Here is a 22,747-nt window from a genome sequence, read left to right on the forward strand (position 1 = left end):
CCTTGAGCGCGTCGATGATGTGCCGATGCGCCTGCGCGAGGCGGCGCGGCCCAGTTTCGCAATTGAGCGGATGGGCGAACAGCTTGGCGAGCGCCGGATAGAACAGCTGGGAAATGGGCTCGCGGGCGAGCAGGAGCGCCTTGTTGGCAGCGATCTCGGCCACCAGGGTGTGAAATTCCACATCGAGCGCGATGACCGAGCGTCCGGCGGCGCGCTCCTCCTCCAACCGGCGGTAATTGTCCTCCAACTGCTCGATCTGCTCCGCGTCGATCCGGGTCGCGGCGCGCGCCGCTGCGGTCGGTTCCAGCGACATGGAAACCTCCCACAGCTCCTCGAAGGTCACACGCTGCATGACGAGGGCGCGCGAGGCCTTGGGCGCATGGTCGGAATAATGCGGGGCCTTCACGAACAGCCGCCGCCCTGCCTCGCGGCCGACGAGGCCGCTTTCCTCCAGGATTCGAAGCCCCTCCCGCACGGTGTGGCGGGCAAGGCCGAACTGTTCGGCAAGCTCGGTCTCGGTGGGCAGCGGATCTCCGGCGCCGAGGCGGCCGGTCATGATCTGCTTCTCGATGGCATCGCACACGGTGCGATAGGCCGGAACGGGCTCAATACGTTGAAACATGGCGCAATCTCGGTCGATCCGTTGGGCTTAGCATTGCCGGCCATGTTGTGCAAATGTTCCCTTGTTCAACAAACCAACATACCGTAAAACCGTAAACAGATGAGACGCGCCGCATCGGCGGGAGGGGTCCGCTTGCACGGCCGTGCGGACCGGCGGGACCAGGGAAGACAAATGACACCTGACATCGTGATCGTCGGCGCTGCGCGCACGGCCATCGGCACCTTCGGCGGAGCCCTCAAGGACGTGCCGCTGTCGCAGCTCGCGACCATTGCAGTGAAAGCCGCGCTGGAGCGCAGCGCCGTCGAGCCCGGCGCGGTCGGCCATCTCGTCCTGGGAAACGTCATCCCCACCGAACCCAGGGACGCCTATCTCAGCCGCGTCGCCGCGCTGAATGCGGGCCTGCCCCAGGACGTGCCGGCTTTCAACGTCAACCGGCTCTGCGGCTCGGGGCTTCAGGCCATCGTCTCGGCGGCGCAGACCATCGCCCTCGGCGATGCCGACATTGCTGTCGGCGGCGGGGCCGAATCCATGAGCCGGGGTCCTTACATCTCCTCCGCCATGCGCTGGGGCACCCGCATGGGGGACGCGCGCATGGTGGACTACATGCTCGCCGCGCTGCACGATCCTTTCCAGGACATCCACATGGGCATCACCGCGGAAAATGTGGCCGCCCGCCGGCAGATCAGCCGGGAGGACCAGGACGCGCTTGCCGCGGAAAGCCATCGTCGTGCCGCCCACGCCATCGCCGAGGGGCGCTTCCGCGCGCAGATCGTGCCGGTGGAGATCGTCTCCCGCAAAGGTATCGCCATCTTCGACACCGACGAGCACGTGCGCGCCGATAGCACGTTCGGTGCCCTCTCCAGGATGAAGCCGGTCTTCAAGGCGGACGGCACCGTGACTGCCGGCAACGCGTCCGGCATCAACGACGCCGCCGCGGCGGTGGTGATGGCCGAGGCCGGGGTTGCCGAGAGGAAGGGGCTGAAGCCCCTCGCCCGGCTGGTGGGCTACGCCCATGCCGGGGTCGCGCCGGACGAGATGGGCATCGGCCCCATCCCGGCCACGCGCAAGGTGCTGGAACGCACCGGGCTTTCCATTGCGGACCTCGACGTGATCGAATCCAACGAGGCCTTCGCCGCCCAGGCCTGCGCCGTGGCGCGCGAGCTGGGGTTCGATCCCGCCAAGGTCAATCCCAACGGCTCGGGCATCTCTCTCGGCCATCCCGTGGGCGCCACGGGGGCCATCATCACCGTGAAGGCCATCTACGAATTGCACCGCATCGGCGGCCGCTACGCGCTCGTCACCATGTGCATCGGCGGCGGCCAGGGCATCGCCGCCATCTTCGAGCGCATGTGAGAGCGGTCGGGCCGGGAACCGCCCCGCCAGAGGGCGGTCCTGTTCGACGAAGAACAATAAGAGTGCGAGGGAGGACCAACAATGAAGGGCTTGATGCAGGGCCGCGACCTGAACGTGTCGGACATCATCCGCTTCGCGTCCAGGTACCATACCCATGCCAGGGTCACGACACGCCGCGCGGGCGGCGGCCGGGTCGTCCATTCCTATCCCGAGATCGAGGGCCGGGCGGCGCAGCTCGCCCACGCGCTGAAGCGACGCGGCATCCTGCCGGGCGCGCGCATCGGCACGCTGGCCTGGAACGACCACCGGCACCTGGAGCTGTATTACGGCGTCGCCGGCGTCGGCGCCATCTGCCACACCATCAATCCGCGCCTGTTCCGGGAGCAGATCGCCTACATCATCGCTGATGCCGCCGATGCGATGCTGTTCGTCGATCCGCTGGAAATGTCGGTCGTGGAAGAGCTGGGGGCGCAGCTGAAAGCGGCGGGCGTCGCCACGCTCGTGGTGCTGGGCGAGGACGAGGACGTGCCCGAGACGGCCCTGAAGGGGCATCTCGAGGTGATCTCCTACGAGGCGCTCATTGCCGGCGAGCCTGCCCAGATCGACTGGCCGCGCTTCGACGAGAACGAGGCGGTCAGCCTCTGTTACACATCAGGAACCACCGGCAGCCCCAAAGGGGTGCTCTATTCGCATCGCGCGGTGGTGCTGCACGGCTATTCCACCAACCTGCCGGATTTCTTCGGCCTGCGCGCGGTGGACGTGGCCATGCCGGTGGTGCCCATGTTCCACGTCAACGGGTGGGGGCTGCCCTACAGCGCGCCCATGGTGGGGGCGAGCCTTGTCCTGCCCGGCCCGCGGCCGCAAGCCGCCGACCTTGTCGATCTGATCACGGCGAGCGGCGTCACCTGGTCGGCCGCCGTGCCCACGGTCTGGCTTGGCGTGCTGGAGCGCCTGCGCGCGACGCGCCCGGCCATTCCCCAGCAGCTGCGGATCACGGTGGGCGGCGCCGCCTGCCCGCCCCACATCGCAAGCGCCTTTCACGACGAGTTCGACATCACCGTCAACCATGCCTGGGGCATGACGGAAACGACCCCCTGCGGCCTGTTCAACCAGCGCAAGGTCGAGAACAAGGACATGCCGCTTGCGCAGTGGCACGCTTCCCAGCGGCGCCAGGGGCGTCCCACCTTCGGGGTCGAGATCAAGGTGGTGGACGACACCGGCGCCGAAGTGCCCGCCGATGGGGTCTCCATCGGCGAGATGCTGATCCGCGGCCCGTGGATCGCGGCGGCCTATTTCAAGAGCCGGAGCCAGGATTCCTTCACCGCGGACGGCTGGTTCCGCACCGGCGACGTGGTTACGCAGGACGCCTCCGGCTATGTCGAGATCGCCGATCGCACCAAGGACCTGATCAAGTCCGGCGGCGAGTGGATCAGCTCCATCGCGCTCGAGAACATCGCGGTGGCGCATCCGGCGGTCGAGGAGGCGGTCGTCATCGCCGCGCGCCACGCCAAGTGGGATGAGCGTCCTCTCCTGCTCGTGGTCCTGAAGCCTGGAAGCGCCGCGGGCAAGAGCGAGATCCTCGACTGGTATTCCGGCAAGGTGGCAAAGTGGTGGGTCCCGGACGATGTGGTGTTTGTAAACGAATTGCCACACACGGCGACCGGAAAGCTCATGAAAGCTGAAGTTCGCAAGACGTTTTCCGATTACATCATCGCTAGAGCGCAAAAGTAAGCTGCGTATATCGATCCGATTTCAAACAGTCAGCCGGAGCCCCCGCCCGATGTGCCGCGTGCTGCGCGGACCGCATCGCAAAGGGGCGGGCGGAGGGAAGCATCGTGCCGGTCAAGACGCATATCGAGGACGGGGTTGGGATCATCGTATTCTCCAATCCGCCGCTCAATCCCATTTCGGCGAGCGCGGGCATTCCCCAGGCCATCGAGGCGGCCTTGCGCGCACTCGATGCCGATCCGCAGGTCAACGCCGTCGTACTTGCGGCCGAAGGCCGGATGTTCAGCGCTGGGGCGGATATTGCCGAGTTCGACAAGGACCCTGCCGCGATCGCGGCGCCGGCGCGCCGGCTCGACGACGTGCTCGACGGACTGACGAAGCCGGTGATCTGCGCCATCCAAGGCGGCGCGCTCGGGGGCGGCCTGGAGCTGGCGCTGGCGACCGACTACCGGATCGCCACCGCGGACGCGAAGCTGGGGCTGCCGGAGGTGACTCTCGGCCTCATTCCCGGTGCGGGCGGAACCCAGCGCCTTCCGCGCCTGACCGGCGTGGCCCAGGCGGTGCAACTGATCTCCAGCGGCAAGGCCATCGGGGCCGCAGAGGCCCGCCGCATCGGCCTTCTGGATGCCCTCGCCGGTGACGATGTGCGCGCCGAGGCCATCGCCTATGCCCGTTCTGTCGCCGCAGACGGCCGCCGCAGGAGCCGCGACCGGGAGCTGTCCAACGCGGGTGGGCCGGACGTCCTCGCCGAGGCCCGTGGCAAGGCGCCCCGGGGGGCGCCGGGCGATGCGGTCCGCGGCGCGCTCGACGCCATCGAGGCGGGCGTCATCCTCGGCTTCGACGGTGGCCTGAAAGCCGAATACGACATCTTCGACCGCCTGCTGGTCAGCGAGCCGGCACGCGGCCTGCGCCATGCCTTCCTCGCCGAGCGCGCAGTGGCGCGGGTTCCTGGGCTCGACCCGGCGCTGAACGGCGACCCCGTGCGCTCGGTGGCCATCATCGGCTCGGGCACCATGGGAACGGGCATCGCTCTGGCGGTGGCTCAGGCCGGCCTTCCCGTGACCGTCATCGACGCCAACGCCGCGGCGCTGGAGCGCTCCCGCGCCTCCGTGGAGGGTACCATCACGCGTGCCGTCGAGCGCGGGCGGCTGACGCAGGCCGCCGGGCTGGCGCAGAGGGCGCTCATCGGCTTTTCCCTCGATATCGCATCCGTGCGCGGCGCCGACGTCGTCATCGAAGCGGTGTTCGAGGACATCGCCGTCAAGCAGCAGGTGTTCGAGGCGCTCGACCTCCTGGCCGACGAAGGTGCGGTGCTTGCCTCCAACACCTCGACGCTGGACGTGGACCGGATCGCCGCATTCACGAGCCGGCCGCAAAGCGTAATCGGAATGCACTTCTTCAGCCCCGCCAACATCATGCGGCTGCTGGAGGTGGTGCGCGGCGAAAAGACGGCGCCCCAGACGCTCGCCCGCGCCATGACCTTCGCCAAGCAGATCCGCAAGGTGGGGGTGGTTTCCGGCGTGTGCGACGGCTTCATCGGCAACCGCATGTTCGAGGAATATCTGCGCCAGGCCTATGTCCTGCTGGAGGAAGGCGCCCTGCCGCAGCAGGTGGACGCCGCCATGGAGGCCTTCGGCATGGCCATGGGCCCGCTGCGCACCATGGACCTTGCGGGCCAGGACATCGGCTGGAACATCCGGAAGCGCCGCGCCGTGGAGCAGCCCGACCGGCCCTATTCGCGCATCCCCGACATCATCTGCGAGATGGGCCGCTTCGGCCAGAAGACCGGGGCCGGCTACTATCTGTATGGGAACGGCGGCAAGCCGGAAGTCGATCCCGCCATTGACGCGCTGGTGGTGGAGCAATCGCACCGTCTCGGTATCACCCGCCGGTCGATCAGCGATGAAGAGATCGTCGAGCGCTGCGTCTATGCCCTGGTGAACGAGGGCGCGCGCATCCTTGAGGACAAGATCGCCGCCCGCCCGCTGGACATCGATACGGTGTGGGTGAACGGCTACGGCTTCCCGCGCTTTCGGGGCGGGCCGATGTTCTACGCCGATCGCGTGGGCCTGCCGCAGGTTCTCTCCCGCATCGAGGCCTTCGCCGGCGCCTATCAGGGCTGGGCCTGGCGGCCGGCCGATCTGCTGTGCCGTGCGGCCGGGGCCGGCACGGGCTTTGGTACCCTCAACGGAGATGGCGCATGACCCGCGACCTGCATCGCCTGTTCGACCTCTCCGGCCGCGTGGCCATCGTCACGGGGGGCTCGCGCGGCATCGGCCTGCAGATGGCGGAAGCGCTCGGCGAGTTCGGCGCCCATGTGGTCATCACCGCGCGCAAGGCCGATGAACTGGCGCAGGCCAGGCAACATCTGGAAGAGCTGGGCATCGCCGCAACCGCGCTCGCGGCGGACCTGTCCGACCCGGCCTCGATCCCGCACATGGTGAGCGAGGCCCTCGCGGTGACGGGGCGCATCGACATTCTCGTGAACAATGCCGGCGCCACCTGGGGTGCCCCGGCCGAAGCCTACCCGCCGCACGGCTGGGCCAAGGTGATGGACCTCAACCTCAACCGCCTGTTCGACCTGACCCGCGAGGTGGCGGCCCGGGCGATGCTTCAGCAAGGGTACGGGCGCATCGTCAACATAGCCTCCATCGCCGGCCTGACAGGCAACCTGCCCGGCATGGAAGGCACCGCCGCCTACAATGCCTCAAAGGGCGGCGTCATCAGCCTGACGCGCGCGCTCGCCGCCGAATGGGGTGCCCGCGGCATTACGGTCAACGCCCTCGCGCCCGGCTATTTCCCCTCGAAGATGACTGCCGGCACCCTCGACAGGCACGGCGAGAAGCTCCTCGCCGTCACGCCGCGCGGCCGGCTCGGCGGCGAGAGCGACCTGAAGGGGGCGGTGCTGCTCTTCGCCTCCGACGCCGGCGCCCACATCACCGGCCAGACCCTCGCGGTGGACGGCGGCATGACCGCGATCTGAACTGAAACACGGGAACACCCATGACCTCAGCATCGCTGATCCGTCGCGTGGATCTGGACTTCCTTCTGCTCGACTGGCTGGGCGCGGACCGGCTGGCCGAGATCCCGCGCTTTTGCGACCTCAGCCGCGAGACGCTGACGGCGCTGCTCGATCTGAGCGAGACCGTCGCCGCGCGCCACTTCCTGCCCCACTACAGGACGGCGGACGGGGTGGAGCCGACGCTCGACGAAAACGGCGTGCATATCCTGCCCGAGATCGGCGCGGCCCTTTCCGCTTATGCCGAGGCCGGCCTGTTCGGCCAGAGCTTCGCTTATGAGCATGGGGGCATGCAGCTGCCGCTCACCGTGGCCGCCGCGTCCTTCGCCCATTTCCTTGCCGCGAACATCGCCACCGCCGCTTATCCCATGCTGACGGTGGCGAATGCGCGGCTCCTGACCGCCTTTGGCGGTGAAGCTTTGATCGACGCCTTCGCCCGCCCCGAGATCGAGGGACGCTTCTTCGGCACCATGTGTCTGTCGGAGCCGCAGGCGGGTTCCTCCCTTGCCGACATCACCACCCGCGCGATCGCGGACGGGGAGGATGGCCTCGGCGCGCGCTACCGCCTCACCGGCAACAAGATGTGGATCTCCGGCGGCGATCAGGATGCTTCGGAGAATATCTGCCACCTGGTGCTGGCCAAGATCGCAGGCCCGGATGGAAGGCTTCCCCCCGGCACCGCCGGCATTTCGCTGTTCGCCGTGCCGAAGGTGCTGGTGGCGCCCGGCGACTTCGCCGGCGAGCGCAACGACGTGGTGGTGGCCGGCCTCAACCACAAGATGGGCTATCGCGGCACCGCTAACTGCCTGCTCAATTTCGGCGAGGGCCAGCACCACCGGCCGGGCGGCGCGGCGGGCGCGGTGGGCTACCGTGTCGGCGCGCCGGGGCAGGGGCTCGCCATCATGTTCATGATGATGAACGAGGCGCGGCTGCAGGTGGGGCTCGGAGCGGCCATGCTGGCCTATCGCAGCCACCGCCTCAGCGTCGCCTATGCCGGCGAGCGCGCCCAGGGCCGCCCGCGCGGTGCGGCGCCACACGCGCGCCCCATCCCCATCATCGCCCATGCCGACGTGAAACGGATGCTGCTCGCGCAGAAGGCCTATGCGGAAGGGGCTCTGGCGCTGGTGCTCTATTGCTTCCATCTCGCCGACCTCGCCGAGACGGCGGAGGACGTCGCGTCGCGGCAATTGCTCGACCTCCTCACGCCGGTGGCGAAGACCTGGAAGCTCGGAATGGGGTCTCGCCGCCAGCGACATCGCCATCCAGATCCACGGCGGCTACGGCTACACCCGCGACTTCCACGTGGAGCAGCTCTATCGCGACAACCGCCTCAACCCCATCCATGAGGGAACCACCGGCATCCAGGCCATCGATTTCGTCGGCCGCAAGCTGATCCGGGACAAGGGCGAGGCCTTGGCTTCGCTGCTGGCACGGATCGACGGCACGCTGGCCCGGGCCGCTGCCTCCGCCGCCCTCGCGGAGGCGGGGCGGGTGCTGAAGATGGCGCGCGGGGCGGTGGCGGAGGTGGCGCAAGCCCTGGTCGCCGATCCCGCGGGAACCGGCGCGCTGGACAATGCCACCGCCGTGCTCTGCGCCTTCGGCCACCTGGTGGCGGGGTGGCTCTGGCTGGATCAGGCGCTTGCCGCGGAGGCGGCGCGAGACCACCTGCCGGCAAGTTTCGTGGAGGGCAAGGTCGAGACCGCCCGCTATTTCGCCGCCTACGAGCTGCCGAAGATCCCCGGCTGGCTCTCGCCGCTGCGCGCCGCGCCCCATCTTTTAGGCGAGGTGCGCGCCGAGCTGTTCTGAGGCGCGCCCCCCCATTCCAGCGCAAGCAAAAGAAATCCGAAACACAACAGCTTCGGAAAACCTGGGAGGAATCGATGTTCAAAAATGGAAGTGTCAGAAAAAGGCTGCTCCTCGCGTTCGTGTCCACGGTGGTCGGTGCCCTCGCGCCGGCTGGTGCCCCGGTTGCGCAGCCGTCGAACGGCGTCGTCCGCATCGGCGTGCTGAACGACCAGGCGGGACCCTATTCCGATCCCCAGGGGCCGGGCTCGGTGGCGTCTGCCCAGCTCGCCATCAAGGACTTCGGCGGAAAGGTGCTCGGCAAGTCCATCGAGCTGGTGGTCGGCGACCACCAGAACAAGGCCGACATCGGCGCCAGCATCGCCCGCAAATGGATCGACGTGGAGGGCGTCGATGCCATCGTCGATTTCGGCAATTCCGCGGTTTCGCTGGCCGTGCAGGACCTTGCCCGGAACAAGGCGGTCATCCTGAACGTCAGCTCCGTCACCGACAGATTGTTCGGCGAGAACTGCTCGCCCACCGGATTCGTCTGGAACTATGATTCCTCCACCATCGCCAACGCCATCGGCCGCGCGGCGGTGAAGGGCGGCGGCGACACCTGGTTCCTCATCGTCGCGGACTATTCGTTCGGCCACTCCCTGCAGCAGCAGATCGAGCGGGTGGTGGTGCCGGCGGGCGGCAAGATCGTCGGCGTGGCCCGCCATCCGGTGGCCACCTCCGACTTCAGCGCCTATCTCGTGCAGGGGCAGGCTTCCAAGGCCAAGGTCATCGCCGTGCTCAATGCCGGCGACAACACCACCAACACCCTCAAGCAGGCCGCAGAATTCGGCATCGTGGAGGGTGGCCAGAAGCTTGCCGCCACCACCTTCTACATCACCAACGTGCACAGCCTGGGCCTGAAGGCGGCGCAGGGGTTGCAGTTCGTCGTGCCCTTTTATTGGGACCAGGACGATGCCGCGCGCGAATTCACCCGCCGCTGGCGCGCCGAGCGCGGCACGCAGAACGCGCCTTCGCACCTGCAGGCGGGTGTCTACAGCGCGGTCCTCGCCTATCTCAGGGCGGTGGAGGCGGCCGGCACGGACGATCCGGTGAAGGTGTCCGAGAAGATCCATGAGCTTCCGGTCAACGACTTCTACGCCAAGGGTGCGAAGGTGCGAGCCGACGGTCGCCTCATGAAGGGCATGACCCTCTACGAGGTCAAGTCGCCGGCCGAGTCCAAGGGGCCCTGGGACTATCTCAAGGCGGTGCGCGACATGCCCGCCGAAGACGTCATCCGTCCCTTGAGCGAGAGCAACTGCCCCTTTGCGGACGCACGCTAGCAGGCTGTTGAAGACGTCGCTCGCCCGTCCGATTTTGCTGTGATTCACGCGTGTCATCGGCGCGGGGATCGGACGAGAAGATGGGCGTGCTTTTCAGCTAAGTGGACCTTGAGGCGGAGGGCGCCCCCCGATCATCCGTTGCGGGCGGTCCAGCTGTTGGCGAACGAGGCGCCTGCGGGATGCCCTCCAAGGCCGCCAGGCGCACCGCTCCCGCGAAGCACTAATTATGTAGCTACGAATTTGTTGACGAGACTGAAAAATGTAGCTACGAATTCACCCATCGAAGGGCGGTGGGACGGGAAGCGGGGCTTCTACGAGTGGCACCCTGTGAAGGCGGCCACAAACCTCGCCAAGCACCGGGTGCCCATGCGGGCGGCGTCACGGTTCGAGTGGGACAGCGCCCTTGAGCGGATCGATGCCCGCCAGCCTTATGGCGAGGTCCGGTGTACCGCAATCGGCTTCATCGGCGAGCGGCTGCACGTCATGGTGTTCACCCGCCGTGGCCTGCACGTCCGCGTCATCAGCCTGCGCAAGGCGAATATTCGGGAGGTGAAATTCTATGTCGAATTCTGATCCCCGCGCCAAGGCCCGCGCCCGAGCCCGTGCCTCGCTCGCCCTTATCTCGCCGGAAGAGGATGCGGCGATCACGGCCGCCGCCACAAGCGATCCCGACAACCCGCCCCTCACGGAGGCGGACATGGCCGCGTTCCGACCGGCTACGGAAACGGCGCCCGATCTGGTGGCCGCCTATAAGCGCCGCGGTCCGAAGACGGGCGCTGCCGGTGCAAAGAAGCAGGTGACGCTGCGCATCGATCCAGACGTGATCGAGCATTACCGGGCCACCGGGGACGGCTGGCAAGGCCGGATCAACGCCGCGCTAAGGAAGGCGGCTGGGTTATGAGTTGACCCATGGCGGTGTGAATGGGGTCCCGCGTGGGGTCCCGGCTGGGGTGCCATAGCCGAATGACGGCTCTGGAACCATTTGAAAATAAACCATAATTGTTGTCAGAGATATTCTGGCGCGCCCTAGGGGAGTCGAACCCCTCTCTCCACCGTGAAAGGGTGGCGTCCTAACCGATAGACGAAGGGCGCGCGCTGCCGGCTCGGTGAAAGCCGGGAAGGGCGTCCTTATAGGGGGCGCGCGGCGCGCCTGCAAGCGGCGGCGGAGAGATTTCCAAAGGCGAGGTGAGGTGGCGGGGCGCCGGCGCGGCGCCCCGGGTTCAGGCCGGCGGCTGTTTGCCGGGGATCACCACTTGCCGGTGTTGGCCATGGAGCTCCAGGGCTCGGCCGGCGGCTTCGGCTCGCCCTTCTGCAGCAGCTCCACCGAAACGTTGTCGGGCGAGCGCACGAAGGCCATGTAGCCGTCCCGCGGCGGGCGGTTGATGGTGACGCCGGCCGCCATCAGCCGCTCGCAGGTGGCGTAGATGTCCTCCACCTCAAAGGCGAGATGGCCGAAATTGCGGCCCTCCCCATAGGGCTCCTTGTCCCAATTATAGGTCAGCTCGATCTCGGCCACCCCTTCCTGGCCGGGCGGGGCGAGGAAGACGAGGGTGTAGCGCCCCTGCGGCACCTCCTTGCGGCGCACCTCCTGAAGCCCCAGCTTGTTGCAGTAGAAGTCCAGCGACTGGTCGATGTCGGTCACGCGGACCATGGTGTGCAGAAAGCGCATCGGCGATCCCGTCGGTAGAGGAAGCGTGAGGCGTGCCGTGCCGTCTTCTTGCGGCCGGGCGGCATGCTCCGCAAAGATCAGCACGCCCCGAGGGGCGAATGGAGGGTGCCGGTGGCCGGCGCTGTTCACGTATGACGTTCGATACGGATCTCAAGGGCGCGCAGGCGCATCTGGCGAAACTTCTCGATGAAGCCGCCGCGGCGGTGGCCTTCACCGGCGCCGGTATCTCCACCGAATGCGGCATTCCCGATTTCCGCTCCCCCGGCGGCCTGTGGACGCAGAACAAGCCGATTCCCTTCGATGTGTTCCGCGCCCACAAGGCCGCGCGCAACGAGGCATGGCGGCGCAAGTTCGCCATGGAGGAGGCCTTTGCCGCCGCCCGGCCCGGCCGCGGCCACATGGCCCTGTCCCGCCTGCTGGAGCGTGGCCGGCTGGCGGGCGTCATCACCCAGAACATCGATGGCCTGCACCAGGCCTCCGGCCTGCCCGACGCGGCGCTGGTGGAGCTGCACGGGAACGGCACCTATGCCACCTGCCTGGATTGCGGCACCCGATACGAATTGTCCTGGGTGAAGGCGCGGTTCGATGCCGCCGGGGGTGTCGCGCCCGATTGCCCGGCCTGCGGCGGCCCGGTGAAGGCGGCCACCATCTCCTTCGGCCAGGCCATGCCGGAGACGGAGATGGCCCGGGCGGAGGCGCTCACCCGCGGGTGCGACCTTTTCATCGTCATCGGTTCCTCGCTGGTGGTGTTTCCGGCCGCCGCCTTCCCGCTGAAAGCCAAGAAGGCGGGGGCGCGGCTGGTGATTCTCAACCGCGAGCCCACCGAGTTCGACGACCTTGCCGACCTCGTGGTGCGCACCGAGATCGGCGATGTGCTCGCTCCGTTTGCGCTGCAGGCGTGAAGAGGGTGGGCGAAGCCGCCGGGAGTTGCTATTCTGGCCACTCGCGGAATCGAGGGCGTGTCCGGGCGTGAGGTCGGGGTGGTCATGGGGTCTGACGCACTAGGGCTGGGGCCACGAACCGACGGCTCGACACAGGATGCGGGCGAGGAGCCAGTCGGCCTCGTCGAAGTGTCCGGTTCCATCAAGTGGTTCGACGCCTCCAAGGGCTACGGCTTCATCGTCCCCGACGACGGCGGACCTGATGTGCTCGTGCACGTCACCTGCCTGCGGCGCGACGGCTTCCAGACCGCCATCGAAGGGGCGCGCGTGGTGTGCGAGGCCGTGCAGCGGGCCAAGGGGCGCCAGGCGTTCCGGGTCCTCTCGCTGGACCTCTCCACCGCCGTGCACACCTCGCCGCAACCGCCGCGCACCCGTGTCGCCGTGGAGCCCACCACCGGCTTCGAGCGGGCGACGGTGAAATGGTTCAACCGCCTGCGCGGCTTCGGCTTCCTCACCCAGGGCGACGGCACGCCGGACATCTTCGTGCACATGGAGACCCTGCGCCGCCACGGCCTCACCGAGCTGCGGCCCGGCCAGGCGGTGCTGGTGCGCTATGGCGACGGCGGCAAGGGCCTGATGGCGGCCGAGGTCAAGGCCGATACGGGCTCCAACGGAAACCACTGACCATGTTCCACGCCTTGTCCTGCCGGCTGGCCCTGTCGGCCACCTTCGGCCTTGCGCTTCTGCTGGCCCCCGCCGGCCTCGCCCCCGTGGCTCTGGCCCAAGCTCCGGCGCAGGCCGCCGGCCCCGCGGCCGCCCTTGAGGCGCTCGAAATCGCCACCGCCCGCGGGGTGGTGACCTTCGAGGTGGAGGTGGCCCGCACCGACGAGCAGCGCACCAACGGCCTCATGTATCGCAAATCGCTGGCCGAGCAGTCGGGCATGCTGTTCGACTTCAAGGTGGACCAGCCGGTCTACATGTGGATGAAGAACACCTACATCCCGCTGGACATGCTGTTCATCCGCGCCGACGGCTCCATCGCGCGCATCGCGGCGATGACGACGCCGCACTCCACCCAGACCATCTCGTCCGGCGAGCCGGTGCGGGCGGTGCTGGAGATTGCCGGCGGCGCCGCCCGCCGGCTCGGCATCCAGGCGGGGGACAAGGTGGCCCACCCGGTGTTCCAGCGCCGATAGGACCGCTCACTGCAGGGTGAAGAAGCCCACCGCCCCGCCGGCCAGGATGAGCAGGGCGGGATTGATCTTCGGCCCGAAATAGACCGCCAGGAACACCGCCACCGCAATCAGCGTGGTGGTGATGCCGGTGATCGCCGTGCGGGCGATGGCGATCATGCCGGCGGCCATCAGTCCCACCACGATGGGGGCGAGGGCGTTCTGCAAGGCGAGGCGCCAGGGCGAGCCCTCGAAATGGTTCCACAGCCGCGAGCTGCCCAGGGCCAGCACCGAGGCCGGCAGGAAGAAGCCGGTGAAGGCGATGAGCGCCCCCGGCGTGCCCGCCACATGATAGCCGATGACGATCACCATCAGCATATTGGGGCCCGGCGCCACCTGCCCGAGGCTGTAGATGTCGCGGAACTGGCTGTCGGTGAGCCATTGGTGGGCGGTGACCGTGAGCGCCTTCATCTCCGGCAGCACCGCCGTGCCGCCGCCGACGGCGAGGAGGGACAGGAGCGAGAAGACGCCGAGGACGTGAAGATCGGTGTTGAGATTTTCGCTCATGCGTCCTCTCCCGGTGCGCGGCGCGGCCGGTAGATGAACAGGGCCAGGGGCAGCACCGTGACCAGCACGATGACCAGGGAGATGTGGAGCACGCTCACCAGCACCACCGTGAGCACCACCAGGGCGATTTCGGTGATGTGCTCCAACTGCTTGTGGCCGATCTGCAGCGTCACCGCGGCGAGCAGCCCAACCGAGGCGGCGCCGATGCCCGCCAGCACGGCGTGCATGGCCGGATTGCCGTGGTTCGACGCCCACAGGATGCCCAGCGCGAACACCAGAAGCCCGCCCGGCAGAGTCATGCCGAAGAAGGCGACGATGGCCCCCATGGGGCCGCGCAGGCGGTCGCCGACGATCACGCTCATATTGGTGGCGTTGAGCCCGGGAAGGGCCTGGGAGATTTCAAGGGCGGTGAGGAACTGCTCCTCGTCCAGCCAGCCCTTGGTCACCACCAGGGCGTTGCGTAGATAGGCCACCACCCCGCCGCCGAAGCTGGTGGCACCGATGAGGAGGAAGGTCAGGAAGATCTCGGCCAGCGACACCGCCGGCGCGGCGGGGGTGTCCGGTCGCGGTGCGACCGGCTTTTGGGCGTCCGCGGTCATGGGTGCGACGGGCTCCGGGGCAGGGCAGGGGGCGGGGCGGCGGATCGTCTACTCGCTGTGGTCCACCTTGTTCGGCCCGATGCCATAGACCATGGCGGTCTTGGTGGTGCCGAGCTGGACCCATTCCGGCGCCTGGGTCTGGAGGTCGCGGAAGAAGGCCTCCGACATTTCCTTGGCCTTGCGGCTGACCTCCTCCGAATGCAGGAACTTGGCCTGGAAGGCGAATTCCCCCACCAGCGAGGCTTCCGAAGCGCGATTGCGCCAGATGGCGATGGTGGCCTTGGCTTCGTAGCCGTGGCCGAAATCGAAGTGGCCGGGCTCCACCTGTATCTCCTCCACCGCCATGTTGTTCACCAGGTCCACCTTGCTGTCGCCGTCGGTATCGACACAGGCCATGGCGGGGAACACGCTGACGATATCGGCAACGCCGTGGTTGAGCACGAGATTGGGGGAGACGATGATGCAATTGTGGGAGTAAAGGGAGCGCAGGCCGCCCACTTCGTCCTTCAGCGGCAGGATCTCTTCCTTGAACTTGACCTCCACCGCTCCCACCATGCGCGGCGCCATGTCCATGGCCGCCGCCTTTTCGCGGTCGGGACTGCGGAACTTGACGGCAAGCTCATGGTCCGGGCGCGGCCACCCGTCATCATAAAAGGTGCGCTTCCGCAGGATGAACGAGTTGCGATACAGCTCGAACTGCGGCGTGTCGTAGAACAGCACCTCGCGCACCAGCCGCTTGAAGGCGTTGGGATTGGGGGTGATGCCGACGCCATGCTTCTTGGCGACCTGTTTGACCTCGTTCCAATAATCCTCGAATCGCTTCGGAGAGTAGAATTGGCCTGGCCGCAGGAGGATCTTGTATTCGCGGTAGTGGATGTCCTGCATGGGAGCCGTACCGTTCCGGGGGCGCAAGGGGTGATGGAGGGTAGGTGGCCGCGACCCGGGAGGGACGAAGGCCCGCCGATGTCGCGACCAGAGCATTCATCGCGAAACGTAAATCATCACCTTCTTTCCCGGGGCCATGATGAAAATTTTGCGGCGGCTCAAGGGGAAAACGGGCCTTCCGTTAGGTAATTGTGGCGATATTGCAACGGTTCCAGATTGTCGTGGAAATGCCCATCTCGTAATCGTGATCGCGATGGCGCGTGCCGGTTTTTTGAGCTAAACAAGGCATTGCTTCGGCTTCAAGGGCCCCGGAATCGGGATTTCCGGGTTACCCTCGAAGGTCGCGCGCGGCGCAGATGCGAGTGATGCTCGCGCCGCTCAGGTCGTGACACGCTGCCGCAAGCTTTCCCTTTTGCACGCCTCCGCCTTCCGGGCTGTCGGTCCGGTCGGCGCATGCATCAGCGCGGCCGACGGGTGCCGGCCGTCCATTTGCGATACCGAAGGGGGCTCGATCCTCCGTCGGGGAAAACGTGCGGCGCGAAACGCGCCTTGAGGAAACGCCTGCGAAGAGCCGGCCGGTGGGACCCGGAAACAGGGCTCGCGCGACATCGGAGGAAATACATGACGACATTCGCGAGAATGGCGGCCGCAGGGGCATTGTCCCTCGTCGCCCTGGCGCCCTGCGCCCATGCCGGGTCAGTGACGCAGCCCGGTGAAACCGTCGGCCTTGCCGCCGGCGCGCCCCTTCCAGAGGGCGTATACTTCGTGAATACTGCGGATTGGGGCTGCCGGAACACCTCGCCGGAGGACACCTGCGTCGGCGTCGATATTCCGGTTCTTGCCTGGGCGACACCGGTCTTCCTGCTTGGCGGGCGGCTGCAGCTGCTCGGGGCCATGCCCCTCATCGAGGTTGGCGTGGAGGGGACGGACTATACGTCCGGCTTCTACAATCCGTTCCTTGCCGCACAATTGGCCTGGGACCTGGGGAACGGGTTCGGCGTCAGCTATATGGCCGGCTTCTACGTGGGAGTGAACACCTCGGTTGCCTTCGATTCCACCTCCTTCAACCAGCGCTTTGCCATCAGCTATACCGCGGATGGGTGGAACCTCACCGCCAATGCCATCTGGGGCATCCAGTTCGAGGGCGTGACCAGTACGATCAATCCCAACTTCCTCAATGTGGATCTCACCGCCACCAAGAAGATCGGCAAGTTTGAAATCGGGCCGGTGGCTTATTATTCCACGGACCTCAACAACCCCTTGCCGCTTTACCGCAAGCAGAGCCAGTTCGCCGTCGGCGGCCTCATCGGCTATGATTTCGGGCCGGTGATCGCACAGGCCTATCTCACCACCGATGTCTACGAGGAAAACTACGGCGGCTACGACACGCGCCTGTGGGGACGCGTCATCGTCCCCTTGTGGAACCCGCAACCCGCGCGCAGCACACTCTTGACCAAATAGCGCCGGCTTCGCCCACACGAACCTTCTCCCGGCCGGCTGAACCCGGGGCCGGCCGGGCTTTTTCCCTTCGTGCCTGCCGTTTGCCGCCCTGTGGGGCGGCACACGCTCAGGGCTTGGCGGCCGCCTTGCCCGCGGCGGTGAAGAACGATTCCGCATACCAGCGCATCTCGGCCTCCACCTCCGGCTTTCCGGCCAGCTCGCACTGGTCCACGAGGCTGCTGACGCGCTCGAACATGGCGGCGATATAGGCCTCGGGCTTGTCCTGCGCGCCGGCGAGCTGGATCAGCATGTCGCGCAATATGTAATGCTGAACCATGGTGTGGGCCTGGGTTGCGCCCACGGCCTTGGCCATGTTGCTCAGCCATTCCGCAAGTTCGGCATCGGACGCCATCGGAAAAATCCCCGTGTGAAAAGGCAGGAAACATGAGCGGCCCGGCCCCCATGCAGGCCTGCGCCGGAACCGCCCGCAGCTTTGTGGCGCCCGGCGGCAGAAAATCAAGCGTGCCCCGCATGGCTGCCCCGTTTGCCCAACCTTGCGCCGTCGGTCGCGAAAATGTAGGAACGACGGGAGCGGACGAGCCGTCGGAGCATAGCGCAGCCTGGTAGCGCATCTGCTTTGGGAGCAGAGGGTCGCAGGTTCAAATCCTGCTGCTCCGACCATTCTCGATTTCCTCAAGCCCCCGCATGCCTGCGGGCCCTGCGGCCGGGACCGCACTTGCAATCTTCTCCCATCTGCGGCTCAAAGCGCGCACGTGCCGCCCGTCCGGGCCGGCGCGACGCAGGAGAGACGTGGAATGAGAATCGGAACAAAGGCGATGGCGCGCACCGCTTTGGGGAGCCTTCTCCTGGCCGGCGGGGCCCTTTGCGCCGCGCCTGCGCTCGCCGACAAGGCGGCGGCGGAGCGGTGTGCGGCCAAGCTGCCGCCGGAGGCTCGGGCCATCTACCAGGCCAGCGCGCCGCTGCTGGTGCCCGGCGCGGATGGTCGGGCCGTGGTGACCGAGCAGACCCGCAATCTCGTCATGTCCGGCAAGCTGGACCACATGAAGGCCACCGGGGCGGCCGAAGCGGCGGCGAGTTGCCTCATTCTGAAGTGAGAAGCCCCCGGCTCGGTTGTCACCGCCGCGTGGCGTGACTATAGACGAAACGGCAGCGGGCGAGGGCGCCCGCCGCAAGGGCACGCGCCGGTCGGATTGCACCGCAATGTGACCGGACCCCGCGTTCCTTATCACTCCTTTGGAGACCGCTTCACCGATCCGCCTGGGGCAAGGCGGCCGGGTCGGGCTCCAGGTGCAGGACGGACGCAGTCATCATGGTGGCACGCATCTACAAGCCGTCACGCAACGCCATGCAGTCGGGCGTCGCGAAGACCAAGCACTGGGTGCTTGAGTTCGAGCCGGAGCATGCGCGCATGGTGGAGCCGCTGATGGGCTACACCTCCTCCGCGGACATGCGCAGCCAGATCCGCCTCACCTTCGACAGCAAGGAAGAGGCGGTGGCCTACGCGCAGAAGCGCGCCATCCCCTTCCAACTGTTCGAGCCGCACGAGGCCGGGCGCCGCAAGATCGCCTATTCCGACAATTTCTCCTTCAACCGCGCCGGCCAGTGGACCCACTGATTCGCTCCGGGACCGTTTTGGCCACGGAGGGCACGGCCCAGGCCGAAGGCAGGTCTGGCGCTGCCGGCTGCGCCGGCGCGAATGCACTTCCGTTGCGGTCGATGGCGCACTAAAAGCGCCGAGCCGGCCCCGTAGCTCAGCTGGATAGAGCGAGTGCCTTCTAAGCACTAGGTCGCAGGTTCGAGCCCTGCCGGGGTCGCCAATCCGCTCGGTGCCGGCCCGTGCCGCCGCCGTACCCCGCATGAACAGGCCATTATGCATACGCGAGCCCTGCGCGCGGCGCAGGCCGTCATGCGCGATTGTGCATTGCACCATAGTTTTCCTATGGCCTAATGTTCCCCATGCGGCACTGCAGCAAGGGTGAAGGACATGCAGACAGTCGTCACGATCATGCTGATCGGCTCCGTCATGATGGTGGCCATCGCGGCGCTCGATCGGCCGGAAAGCTGATCGCCGGGACGGCGTGCCGTCACATGCGGTCGGCCACGTCCTCGTCGGCGGCATGGAGCTGGCGGTCGGGGATGCCCGCTGCCGCCGCCTGAAGGCGCGGCAGGATGTCCTCGATGCGCTCCGCGGTGAGGATCTCCACCGGCGTCTCGGCGCGGATGAAGCCTGAGGCCCGCATGTGGCCGATGACCGCGAGGAACGGGTCCCAGAAGCCGGCGATGTTGGCGAGCAGGATCGGCTTGCGGTGCTGGCCGAGCTGGGCCCAGGTGAGCTGCTCCACCAGTTCCTCCAGCGTGCCCACCCCGCCGGGAAGCGCGACAAAGGCGTCCGCCCGCTCGAACATCAGGCGCTTTCGGGCGTGCATGTCGTCCACGACGATCATCTCCGCCTCATGGGCGAAGGCGCGTTCGCGGCTCATGAGGAAGCCGGGAATGATGCCGGTGACGGCGCCGCCCGCCAGCGCCACCGCGCTCGCAACCTCCCCCATCAGCCCCACCCCGCCGCCGCCATAGACGAGGCGGACGCCGCTGCGGGCGAGAATGCGCCCGAATGCGCGGGACTGCTCGGCAAAGACAGGGTCGGCACCGGAGGAGGAGCCGCAATAGACACACACGCTATCGATTCTGGCCATGGGTCCACTTTAGCAAAAATGCCGCCCGGGCGGCATTGCCTGCCCGCGATCCGGGGACCTAAACCATCGGCGGCGACGAAACGGTGACGCCGCGCCGGCGCGGTCATCCGCCGGCTGAGATGCGACTTGAAAATGCAACATTCATCGTCTATCGCCGATAGCCGATGAATGCGCCCCTCTCCCCTGATGCGAAAGCTGCCGTGCCGGCGCCGGGTTCCACCGATCTGTCGGAGCGGCTGCGGGCCCTTGCCCATCCGGTGCGCCTCACCGTGCTGGAGACCCTGGCCGGACAGGACCGCTGCGTGTGCGGGGAGATCGTGCGGGCGCTGCCCCTTGCGCAATCCACCGTCTCGCAACATCTGAAGGTCCTGCTCGAGGCCGGGCTGATCCGCGCCCGCACGGAAGGGCCCCGTTCCAGCTATTGTCTCGACCGGGACGCGGTGACGTCGCTGAAGGCCGAGATCGACATGCTTTTCTCGACGCTGCTTGCGCAGCCCGGCTGCTGCGAACCGCGCGACGACACCTAGGCCATCATGCCCGAACCTCTCCCCATTGCCGCGCGTCCGCGCCCTCCTGCCGTCTCTACCGATTCGCTGCTCGGCACCATCCGGGGCCTGTGGCCCTATCTGTGGCCCAGCGACCGCAGCGACCTGCGGGCGCGGGTGGTCATCACCTTCGTGCTGCTGTTCGCCTCCAAGGGCGCCACCATGGCCGTGCCCTTCCTGTTCAAATGGGCGACCGACGCCCTCACCGCCGAGGTGGCGGCGGGCGGGCCGGCGGTGGACGCCGGCTTCTGGGCGCTGGTGATCGGCGCGCCGGTGGCGCTCACCCTGGCCTATGGCGTCGGGCGCATCGTCATGGCGGGGGTCACGCAGCTGCGCGACGGCATCTTCGCCAAGGTGGCGCTCAATGCGGTGCGCAAGCTGGCGCTGGAAACCTTCCAGCACATGCACGCCCTGTCCCTGCGCTTCCACCTGGAGCGCAAGACCGGCGGCCTCACCCGCGTGCTGGAACGGGCCCGCACCGGCATCGAGACCATCGTCCGCATGCTGGCGCTCCAGCTCGCGCCCACGCTGGTGGAGCTGGTCATGGTCATGGCCGTGCTCTTCTTCGCCTTCGACTGGCGCTATGCGGCGGTGGTGGCGCTGACGGTGCTGCTCTATTCGCTCTTCACCTATCATGCGAGCGAGTGGCGCCTCTCCATCCGCAAGGAGATGAACGACAGCGACACCGACGCCAACACCAAGGCGGTGGACAGCCTGCTCAATTACGAAACGGTCAAGTATTTCGGCGCCGAGCGGTGGGAAACCGCCCGCTACGACCGCTCCATGGCGCGCTATGAATCGGCGACCGTGAACACCTTCACCTCGCTGGCATGGCTGAATGCGGGCCAGGCCCTCATCTTCTCCATCGGCCTTGCGGCGGTGATGGTGATGTGCGTGCTGGACATCCGCGCCGGCCGGCAGACGGTGGGCTCCTTCGTCATGGTCAACGCCATGATGATCCAGTTCTACATCCCGTTGAATTTCCTCGGCTTCATCTATCGAGAGATCAAGCAGGCCATCCTCGACATCGAGGCCATGTTCGCCGTGCTCTCGCGCCAGCCGGAAGTGACCGACGCGCCCGGCGCGCCGGACCTGGTGGTGTCCGGCGGCACGGTGCGGTTCGAGAACGTGCGCTTCTCCTACGAGGCCGGGCGGGAGATCCTGAAAGGCGTCACCTTCGAGGTGCCGGCGGGCCGCACCGTGGCCATCGTCGGCCCGTCGGGGGCGGGCAAGTCCACCCTCTCGCGCCTTTTGTTCCGCTTCTACGACATCTCCTCCGGCCGCATCACCATCGACGGGCAGGACATCCGCCAGGTGACGCAGGAGAGCCTGCGCGCCGCGATCGGCATGGTGCCGCAGGACACGGTGCTGTTCAACGATACCATCGCCTACAACATCCGTTATGGCCGCCCCGGCGCCGGCGACGCCGAGGTGGAGGAGGCGGCCCGCCTCGCCCAGATCGACGGCTTCATCCGCGCCACCCCGAAGGGCTACAGGACCGAGGTGGGCGAGCGCGGCCTCAAGCTCTCGGGCGGCGAGAAGCAGCGCGTCGCCATCGCCCGCACCATCCTGAAGGGACCGCCCATCCTGGTGCTGGACGAGGCCACCTCGGCCCTCGACAGCCACACGGAGAAGGAGATCCAGGACGCTCTCGACCGCGTGTCGGAGGGGCGCACCACCCTGGTCATCGCCCATCGCCTGTCCACGGTGGTGGCGGCGGACGAAATCCTGGTGCTGGCGGACGGCCGCGTGGCCGAGCGCGGCTGTCACGCGGAACTCCTGGCCCGCGGCGGCCTCTACGCCGCCTTGTGGAACCGCCAGCGGGAAGCCGAGGACGCGGCCGCCGTCCTCGCCCGGGCGCAGTCGCTGGACGACCTTGCTCCCGCCCGCGCGCGGTCAGACGAGGAAGCCATCGAGGGCGAGCGCGCCGCCGCGGTGGGCTGAGCCCGGCCGCCCCGGGCGGGGGGCCGGGTGCAGCTTGCGCCGGGCTCAGAGCGGCTGGTTGAAGGCCCAGACCACCCCGAACGGGTCGCGCACCTGCGCATAGCGGGCGCCCCAGAACATTTCCGCGATGGGCATGGTTACCGTGGCGCCGGCCGCTTCCGCCCGCGCCACGGCGGCGTCGATGTCGCCCACCTGGAGGGTGAGGTTGAAGCCGGCGGGGGCGGCGGCGGGCTCCGGGCAATATTCGGGAAAATGGTCCGACAGCATCAGCGAGCTGCCGTTCACGTATAGATGCACGTGGCAGGAGCGGCCCTTTTCATCCGTGGGCAATGCGGCGGCAATCTGCGCACCGAACGCGCGCACGTAGAAATCGGCCGCCTTCATGGCGCCGTCCACGGTCAGATAGGGGGTGAGGCCGCCCTTCACCTCCGGCAGCGTCTCCGGCCGGGTGAAGGGGTTCGTCATCTCGGCTGCGTCGGCCATGGCT

General features: G+C 67.4%; 25 protein-coding genes and 3 tRNA genes (1 of these 28 running past the window's edge). 19 read left to right on the forward strand and 9 right to left on the reverse strand.

Annotated elements, in window-relative coordinates; translation table 11 throughout:
• A protein-coding gene (locus tag ACI7BZ_RS13455; RefSeq protein ID WP_414117654.1) for a FadR/GntR family transcriptional regulator crosses the window boundary here: on the reverse strand, nt 1–622 show its 5' portion. It extends 116 nt beyond the left edge of the window; 622 of the gene's 738 nt are visible here — the first part of the coding sequence; its start codon is at nt 620–622; its stop codon lies beyond the left edge, outside the window.
• Nucleotides 623–793: 171 nt separating this feature from the next.
• Here ACI7BZ_RS13455 and ACI7BZ_RS13460 point away from each other — a divergent pair, with 171 nt between their 5' ends.
• From ACI7BZ_RS13460 to ACI7BZ_RS13500, 9 genes are all read left to right on the forward strand, one after another.
• Nucleotides 794–1,975 carry an acetyl-CoA C-acyltransferase family protein gene (locus tag ACI7BZ_RS13460; protein ID WP_414117655.1) on the forward strand — a complete coding sequence of 394 codons (1,182 nt, stop codon included), beginning with the start codon at nt 794–796 and terminating at the stop codon, nt 1,973–1,975.
• 81 nt (nt 1,976–2,056) lie between these two features.
• Nucleotides 2,057–3,706 (forward strand): long-chain fatty acid--CoA ligase, encoded by a 1,650-nt coding sequence (locus tag ACI7BZ_RS13465; protein ID WP_414117656.1) that lies wholly within the window; start codon nt 2,057–2,059, stop codon nt 3,704–3,706.
• A 104-nt stretch (nt 3,707–3,810) separates the two neighbouring features.
• The gene (locus tag ACI7BZ_RS13470) at nt 3,811–5,907 is read left to right on the forward strand and encodes a 3-hydroxyacyl-CoA dehydrogenase NAD-binding domain-containing protein (RefSeq protein ID WP_414117657.1); all 2,097 of its coding nucleotides are present in this window, start codon (nt 3,811–3,813) and stop codon (nt 5,905–5,907) included.
• Complete coding sequence (locus ACI7BZ_RS13475) at nt 5,904–6,686, forward strand: SDR family oxidoreductase (protein ID WP_414117658.1); 783 nt, start codon at nt 5,904–5,906, stop codon at nt 6,684–6,686. The genes ACI7BZ_RS13470 and ACI7BZ_RS13475 overlap by 4 nt, the downstream gene beginning before the upstream one ends.
• A gap of 20 nt (nt 6,687–6,706) precedes the next feature.
• Complete coding sequence (locus ACI7BZ_RS13480) at nt 6,707–8,068, forward strand: acyl-CoA dehydrogenase family protein (protein WP_414117659.1); 1,362 nt, start codon at nt 6,707–6,709, stop codon at nt 8,066–8,068.
• Entirely contained in the window at nt 7,989–8,528 is a 540-nt protein-coding gene (locus ACI7BZ_RS13485; protein ID WP_414119168.1) for an acyl-CoA dehydrogenase C-terminal domain-containing protein, read from the forward strand. Before ACI7BZ_RS13480 ends, ACI7BZ_RS13485 begins: the two co-directional genes overlap by 80 nt.
• A 74-nt stretch (nt 8,529–8,602) precedes the next feature.
• A complete protein-coding gene (locus ACI7BZ_RS13490; RefSeq protein WP_414117660.1) occupies nt 8,603–9,844 on the forward strand; it encodes an ABC transporter substrate-binding protein in 1,242 nt (413 codons plus the stop codon).
• 327 nt (nt 9,845–10,171) lie between these two features.
• Nucleotides 10,172–10,417, forward strand: coding sequence for a BrnT family toxin (locus tag ACI7BZ_RS13495; protein ID WP_414117661.1), 246 nt, complete (start codon nt 10,172–10,174; stop codon nt 10,415–10,417).
• Entirely contained in the window at nt 10,404–10,745 is a 342-nt protein-coding gene (locus ACI7BZ_RS13500; protein WP_414117662.1) for a BrnA antitoxin family protein, read from the forward strand. Before ACI7BZ_RS13495 ends, ACI7BZ_RS13500 begins: the two co-directional genes overlap by 14 nt.
• 116 nt (nt 10,746–10,861) lie before the next feature.
• Here the strand turns inward: ACI7BZ_RS13500 and ACI7BZ_RS13505 are convergent.
• Together ACI7BZ_RS13505 and ACI7BZ_RS13510 are read right to left on the reverse strand one after the other, a co-directional pair.
• Nucleotides 10,862–10,936, reverse strand: a tRNA-Glu gene (locus ACI7BZ_RS13505).
• Nucleotides 10,937–11,090: 154 nt separating this feature from the next.
• Nucleotides 11,091–11,513 carry a VOC family protein gene (locus ACI7BZ_RS13510; protein WP_414117663.1) on the reverse strand — a complete coding sequence of 141 codons (423 nt, stop codon included), beginning with the start codon at nt 11,511–11,513 and terminating at the stop codon, nt 11,091–11,093.
• 131 nt (nt 11,514–11,644) lie between these two features.
• Here ACI7BZ_RS13510 and ACI7BZ_RS13515 point away from each other — a divergent pair, with 131 nt between their 5' ends.
• From ACI7BZ_RS13515 to ACI7BZ_RS13525, 3 genes are all read left to right on the forward strand, one after another.
• Complete coding sequence (locus ACI7BZ_RS13515) at nt 11,645–12,415, forward strand: SIR2 family NAD-dependent protein deacylase (RefSeq protein ID WP_414117664.1); 771 nt, start codon at nt 11,645–11,647, stop codon at nt 12,413–12,415.
• An 84-nt stretch (nt 12,416–12,499) separates the two neighbouring features.
• The gene (locus tag ACI7BZ_RS13520; protein ID WP_414117665.1) at nt 12,500–13,078 is read left to right on the forward strand and encodes a cold-shock protein; all 579 of its coding nucleotides are present in this window, start codon (nt 12,500–12,502) and stop codon (nt 13,076–13,078) included.
• Between the two features lie 2 nt (nt 13,079–13,080).
• Complete coding sequence (locus ACI7BZ_RS13525) at nt 13,081–13,590, forward strand: DUF192 domain-containing protein (RefSeq protein WP_414117666.1); 510 nt, start codon at nt 13,081–13,083, stop codon at nt 13,588–13,590.
• Nucleotides 13,591–13,596: 6 nt separating this feature from the next.
• On the opposite strand, the gene ACI7BZ_RS13530 is transcribed toward ACI7BZ_RS13525, so the two are convergent.
• The 3 genes from ACI7BZ_RS13530 to ACI7BZ_RS13540 are packed head-to-tail and all read right to left on the reverse strand — an operon-like array spanning nt 13,597 to nt 15,617.
• Nucleotides 13,597–14,133 (reverse strand): chromate transporter, encoded by a 537-nt coding sequence (locus ACI7BZ_RS13530; protein WP_414117667.1) that lies wholly within the window; start codon nt 14,131–14,133, stop codon nt 13,597–13,599.
• Nucleotides 14,130–14,732: a chromate transporter gene (locus ACI7BZ_RS13535; RefSeq protein ID WP_414117668.1), complete on the reverse strand. Its 603-nt coding sequence runs from the start codon at nt 14,730–14,732 to the stop codon at nt 14,130–14,132. Before ACI7BZ_RS13535 ends, ACI7BZ_RS13530 begins: the two co-directional genes overlap by 4 nt.
• 48 nt (nt 14,733–14,780) lie before the next feature.
• On the reverse strand, nt 14,781–15,617 hold the full coding sequence (locus ACI7BZ_RS13540; RefSeq protein ID WP_414117669.1) for a hypothetical protein: 837 nt from the start codon (nt 15,615–15,617) through the stop codon (nt 14,781–14,783).
• Nucleotides 15,618–16,238: 621 nt separating this feature from the next.
• Here ACI7BZ_RS13540 and ACI7BZ_RS13545 point away from each other — a divergent pair.
• A complete protein-coding gene (locus tag ACI7BZ_RS13545; RefSeq protein ID WP_414117671.1) occupies nt 16,239–17,078 on the forward strand; it encodes a transporter in 840 nt (279 codons plus the stop codon).
• Nucleotides 17,079–17,184: 106 nt separating this feature from the next.
• Here the strand turns inward: ACI7BZ_RS13545 and ACI7BZ_RS13550 are convergent, their stop codons facing one another.
• Nucleotides 17,185–17,469 carry a hypothetical protein gene (locus ACI7BZ_RS13550; protein ID WP_414117673.1) on the reverse strand — a complete coding sequence of 95 codons (285 nt, stop codon included), beginning with the start codon at nt 17,467–17,469 and terminating at the stop codon, nt 17,185–17,187.
• A 192-nt stretch (nt 17,470–17,661) separates the two neighbouring features.
• Between ACI7BZ_RS13550 and ACI7BZ_RS13555 the strand changes: the two genes are divergently transcribed.
• From ACI7BZ_RS13555 to ACI7BZ_RS13570, 4 genes are all read left to right on the forward strand, one after another.
• A tRNA-Pro gene (locus tag ACI7BZ_RS13555) sits at nt 17,662–17,738 on the forward strand.
• Nucleotides 17,739–17,872: 134 nt separating this feature from the next.
• Nucleotides 17,873–18,172, forward strand: a complete 300-nt coding sequence (locus tag ACI7BZ_RS13560; RefSeq protein ID WP_414117674.1) for a hypothetical protein — start codon at nt 17,873–17,875, stop codon at nt 18,170–18,172.
• A gap of 215 nt (nt 18,173–18,387) precedes the next feature.
• The gene (locus ACI7BZ_RS13565; protein WP_414117675.1) at nt 18,388–18,693 is read left to right on the forward strand and encodes an ETC complex I subunit; all 306 of its coding nucleotides are present in this window, start codon (nt 18,388–18,390) and stop codon (nt 18,691–18,693) included.
• A 125-nt stretch (nt 18,694–18,818) separates the two neighbouring features.
• Nucleotides 18,819–18,895 (forward strand) — tRNA-Arg (locus tag ACI7BZ_RS13570).
• A 267-nt stretch (nt 18,896–19,162) separates the two neighbouring features.
• Here ACI7BZ_RS13570 and ACI7BZ_RS13575 read toward each other — a convergent pair.
• Complete coding sequence (locus ACI7BZ_RS13575; RefSeq protein WP_414117676.1) at nt 19,163–19,771, reverse strand: LOG family protein; 609 nt, start codon at nt 19,769–19,771, stop codon at nt 19,163–19,165.
• Between the two features lie 200 nt (nt 19,772–19,971).
• Between ACI7BZ_RS13575 and ACI7BZ_RS13580 the strand changes: the two genes are divergently transcribed.
• Both ACI7BZ_RS13580 and ACI7BZ_RS13585 read left to right on the forward strand, forming a co-directional pair.
• Nucleotides 19,972–20,298 (forward strand): ArsR/SmtB family transcription factor, encoded by a 327-nt coding sequence (locus ACI7BZ_RS13580; RefSeq protein ID WP_414117677.1) that lies wholly within the window; start codon nt 19,972–19,974, stop codon nt 20,296–20,298.
• Nucleotides 20,299–20,304: 6 nt separating this feature from the next.
• Nucleotides 20,305–22,260 carry an ABCB family ABC transporter ATP-binding protein/permease gene (locus tag ACI7BZ_RS13585; RefSeq protein ID WP_414117678.1) on the forward strand — a complete coding sequence of 652 codons (1,956 nt, stop codon included), beginning with the start codon at nt 20,305–20,307 and terminating at the stop codon, nt 22,258–22,260.
• 45 nt (nt 22,261–22,305) lie between these two features.
• Here the strand turns inward: ACI7BZ_RS13585 and ACI7BZ_RS13590 are convergent, their stop codons facing one another.
• On the reverse strand, nt 22,306–22,743 hold the full coding sequence (locus tag ACI7BZ_RS13590; protein ID WP_414117679.1) for a VOC family protein: 438 nt from the start codon (nt 22,741–22,743) through the stop codon (nt 22,306–22,308).
• Between the last annotated feature and the right edge of the window lie 4 nt (nt 22,744–22,747).

The sequence above is a fragment of the Xanthobacter sp. AM11 genome, from assembly GCF_047444035.1.
Classification (GTDB): Bacteria; Pseudomonadota; Alphaproteobacteria; order Rhizobiales; family Xanthobacteraceae; genus Xanthobacter.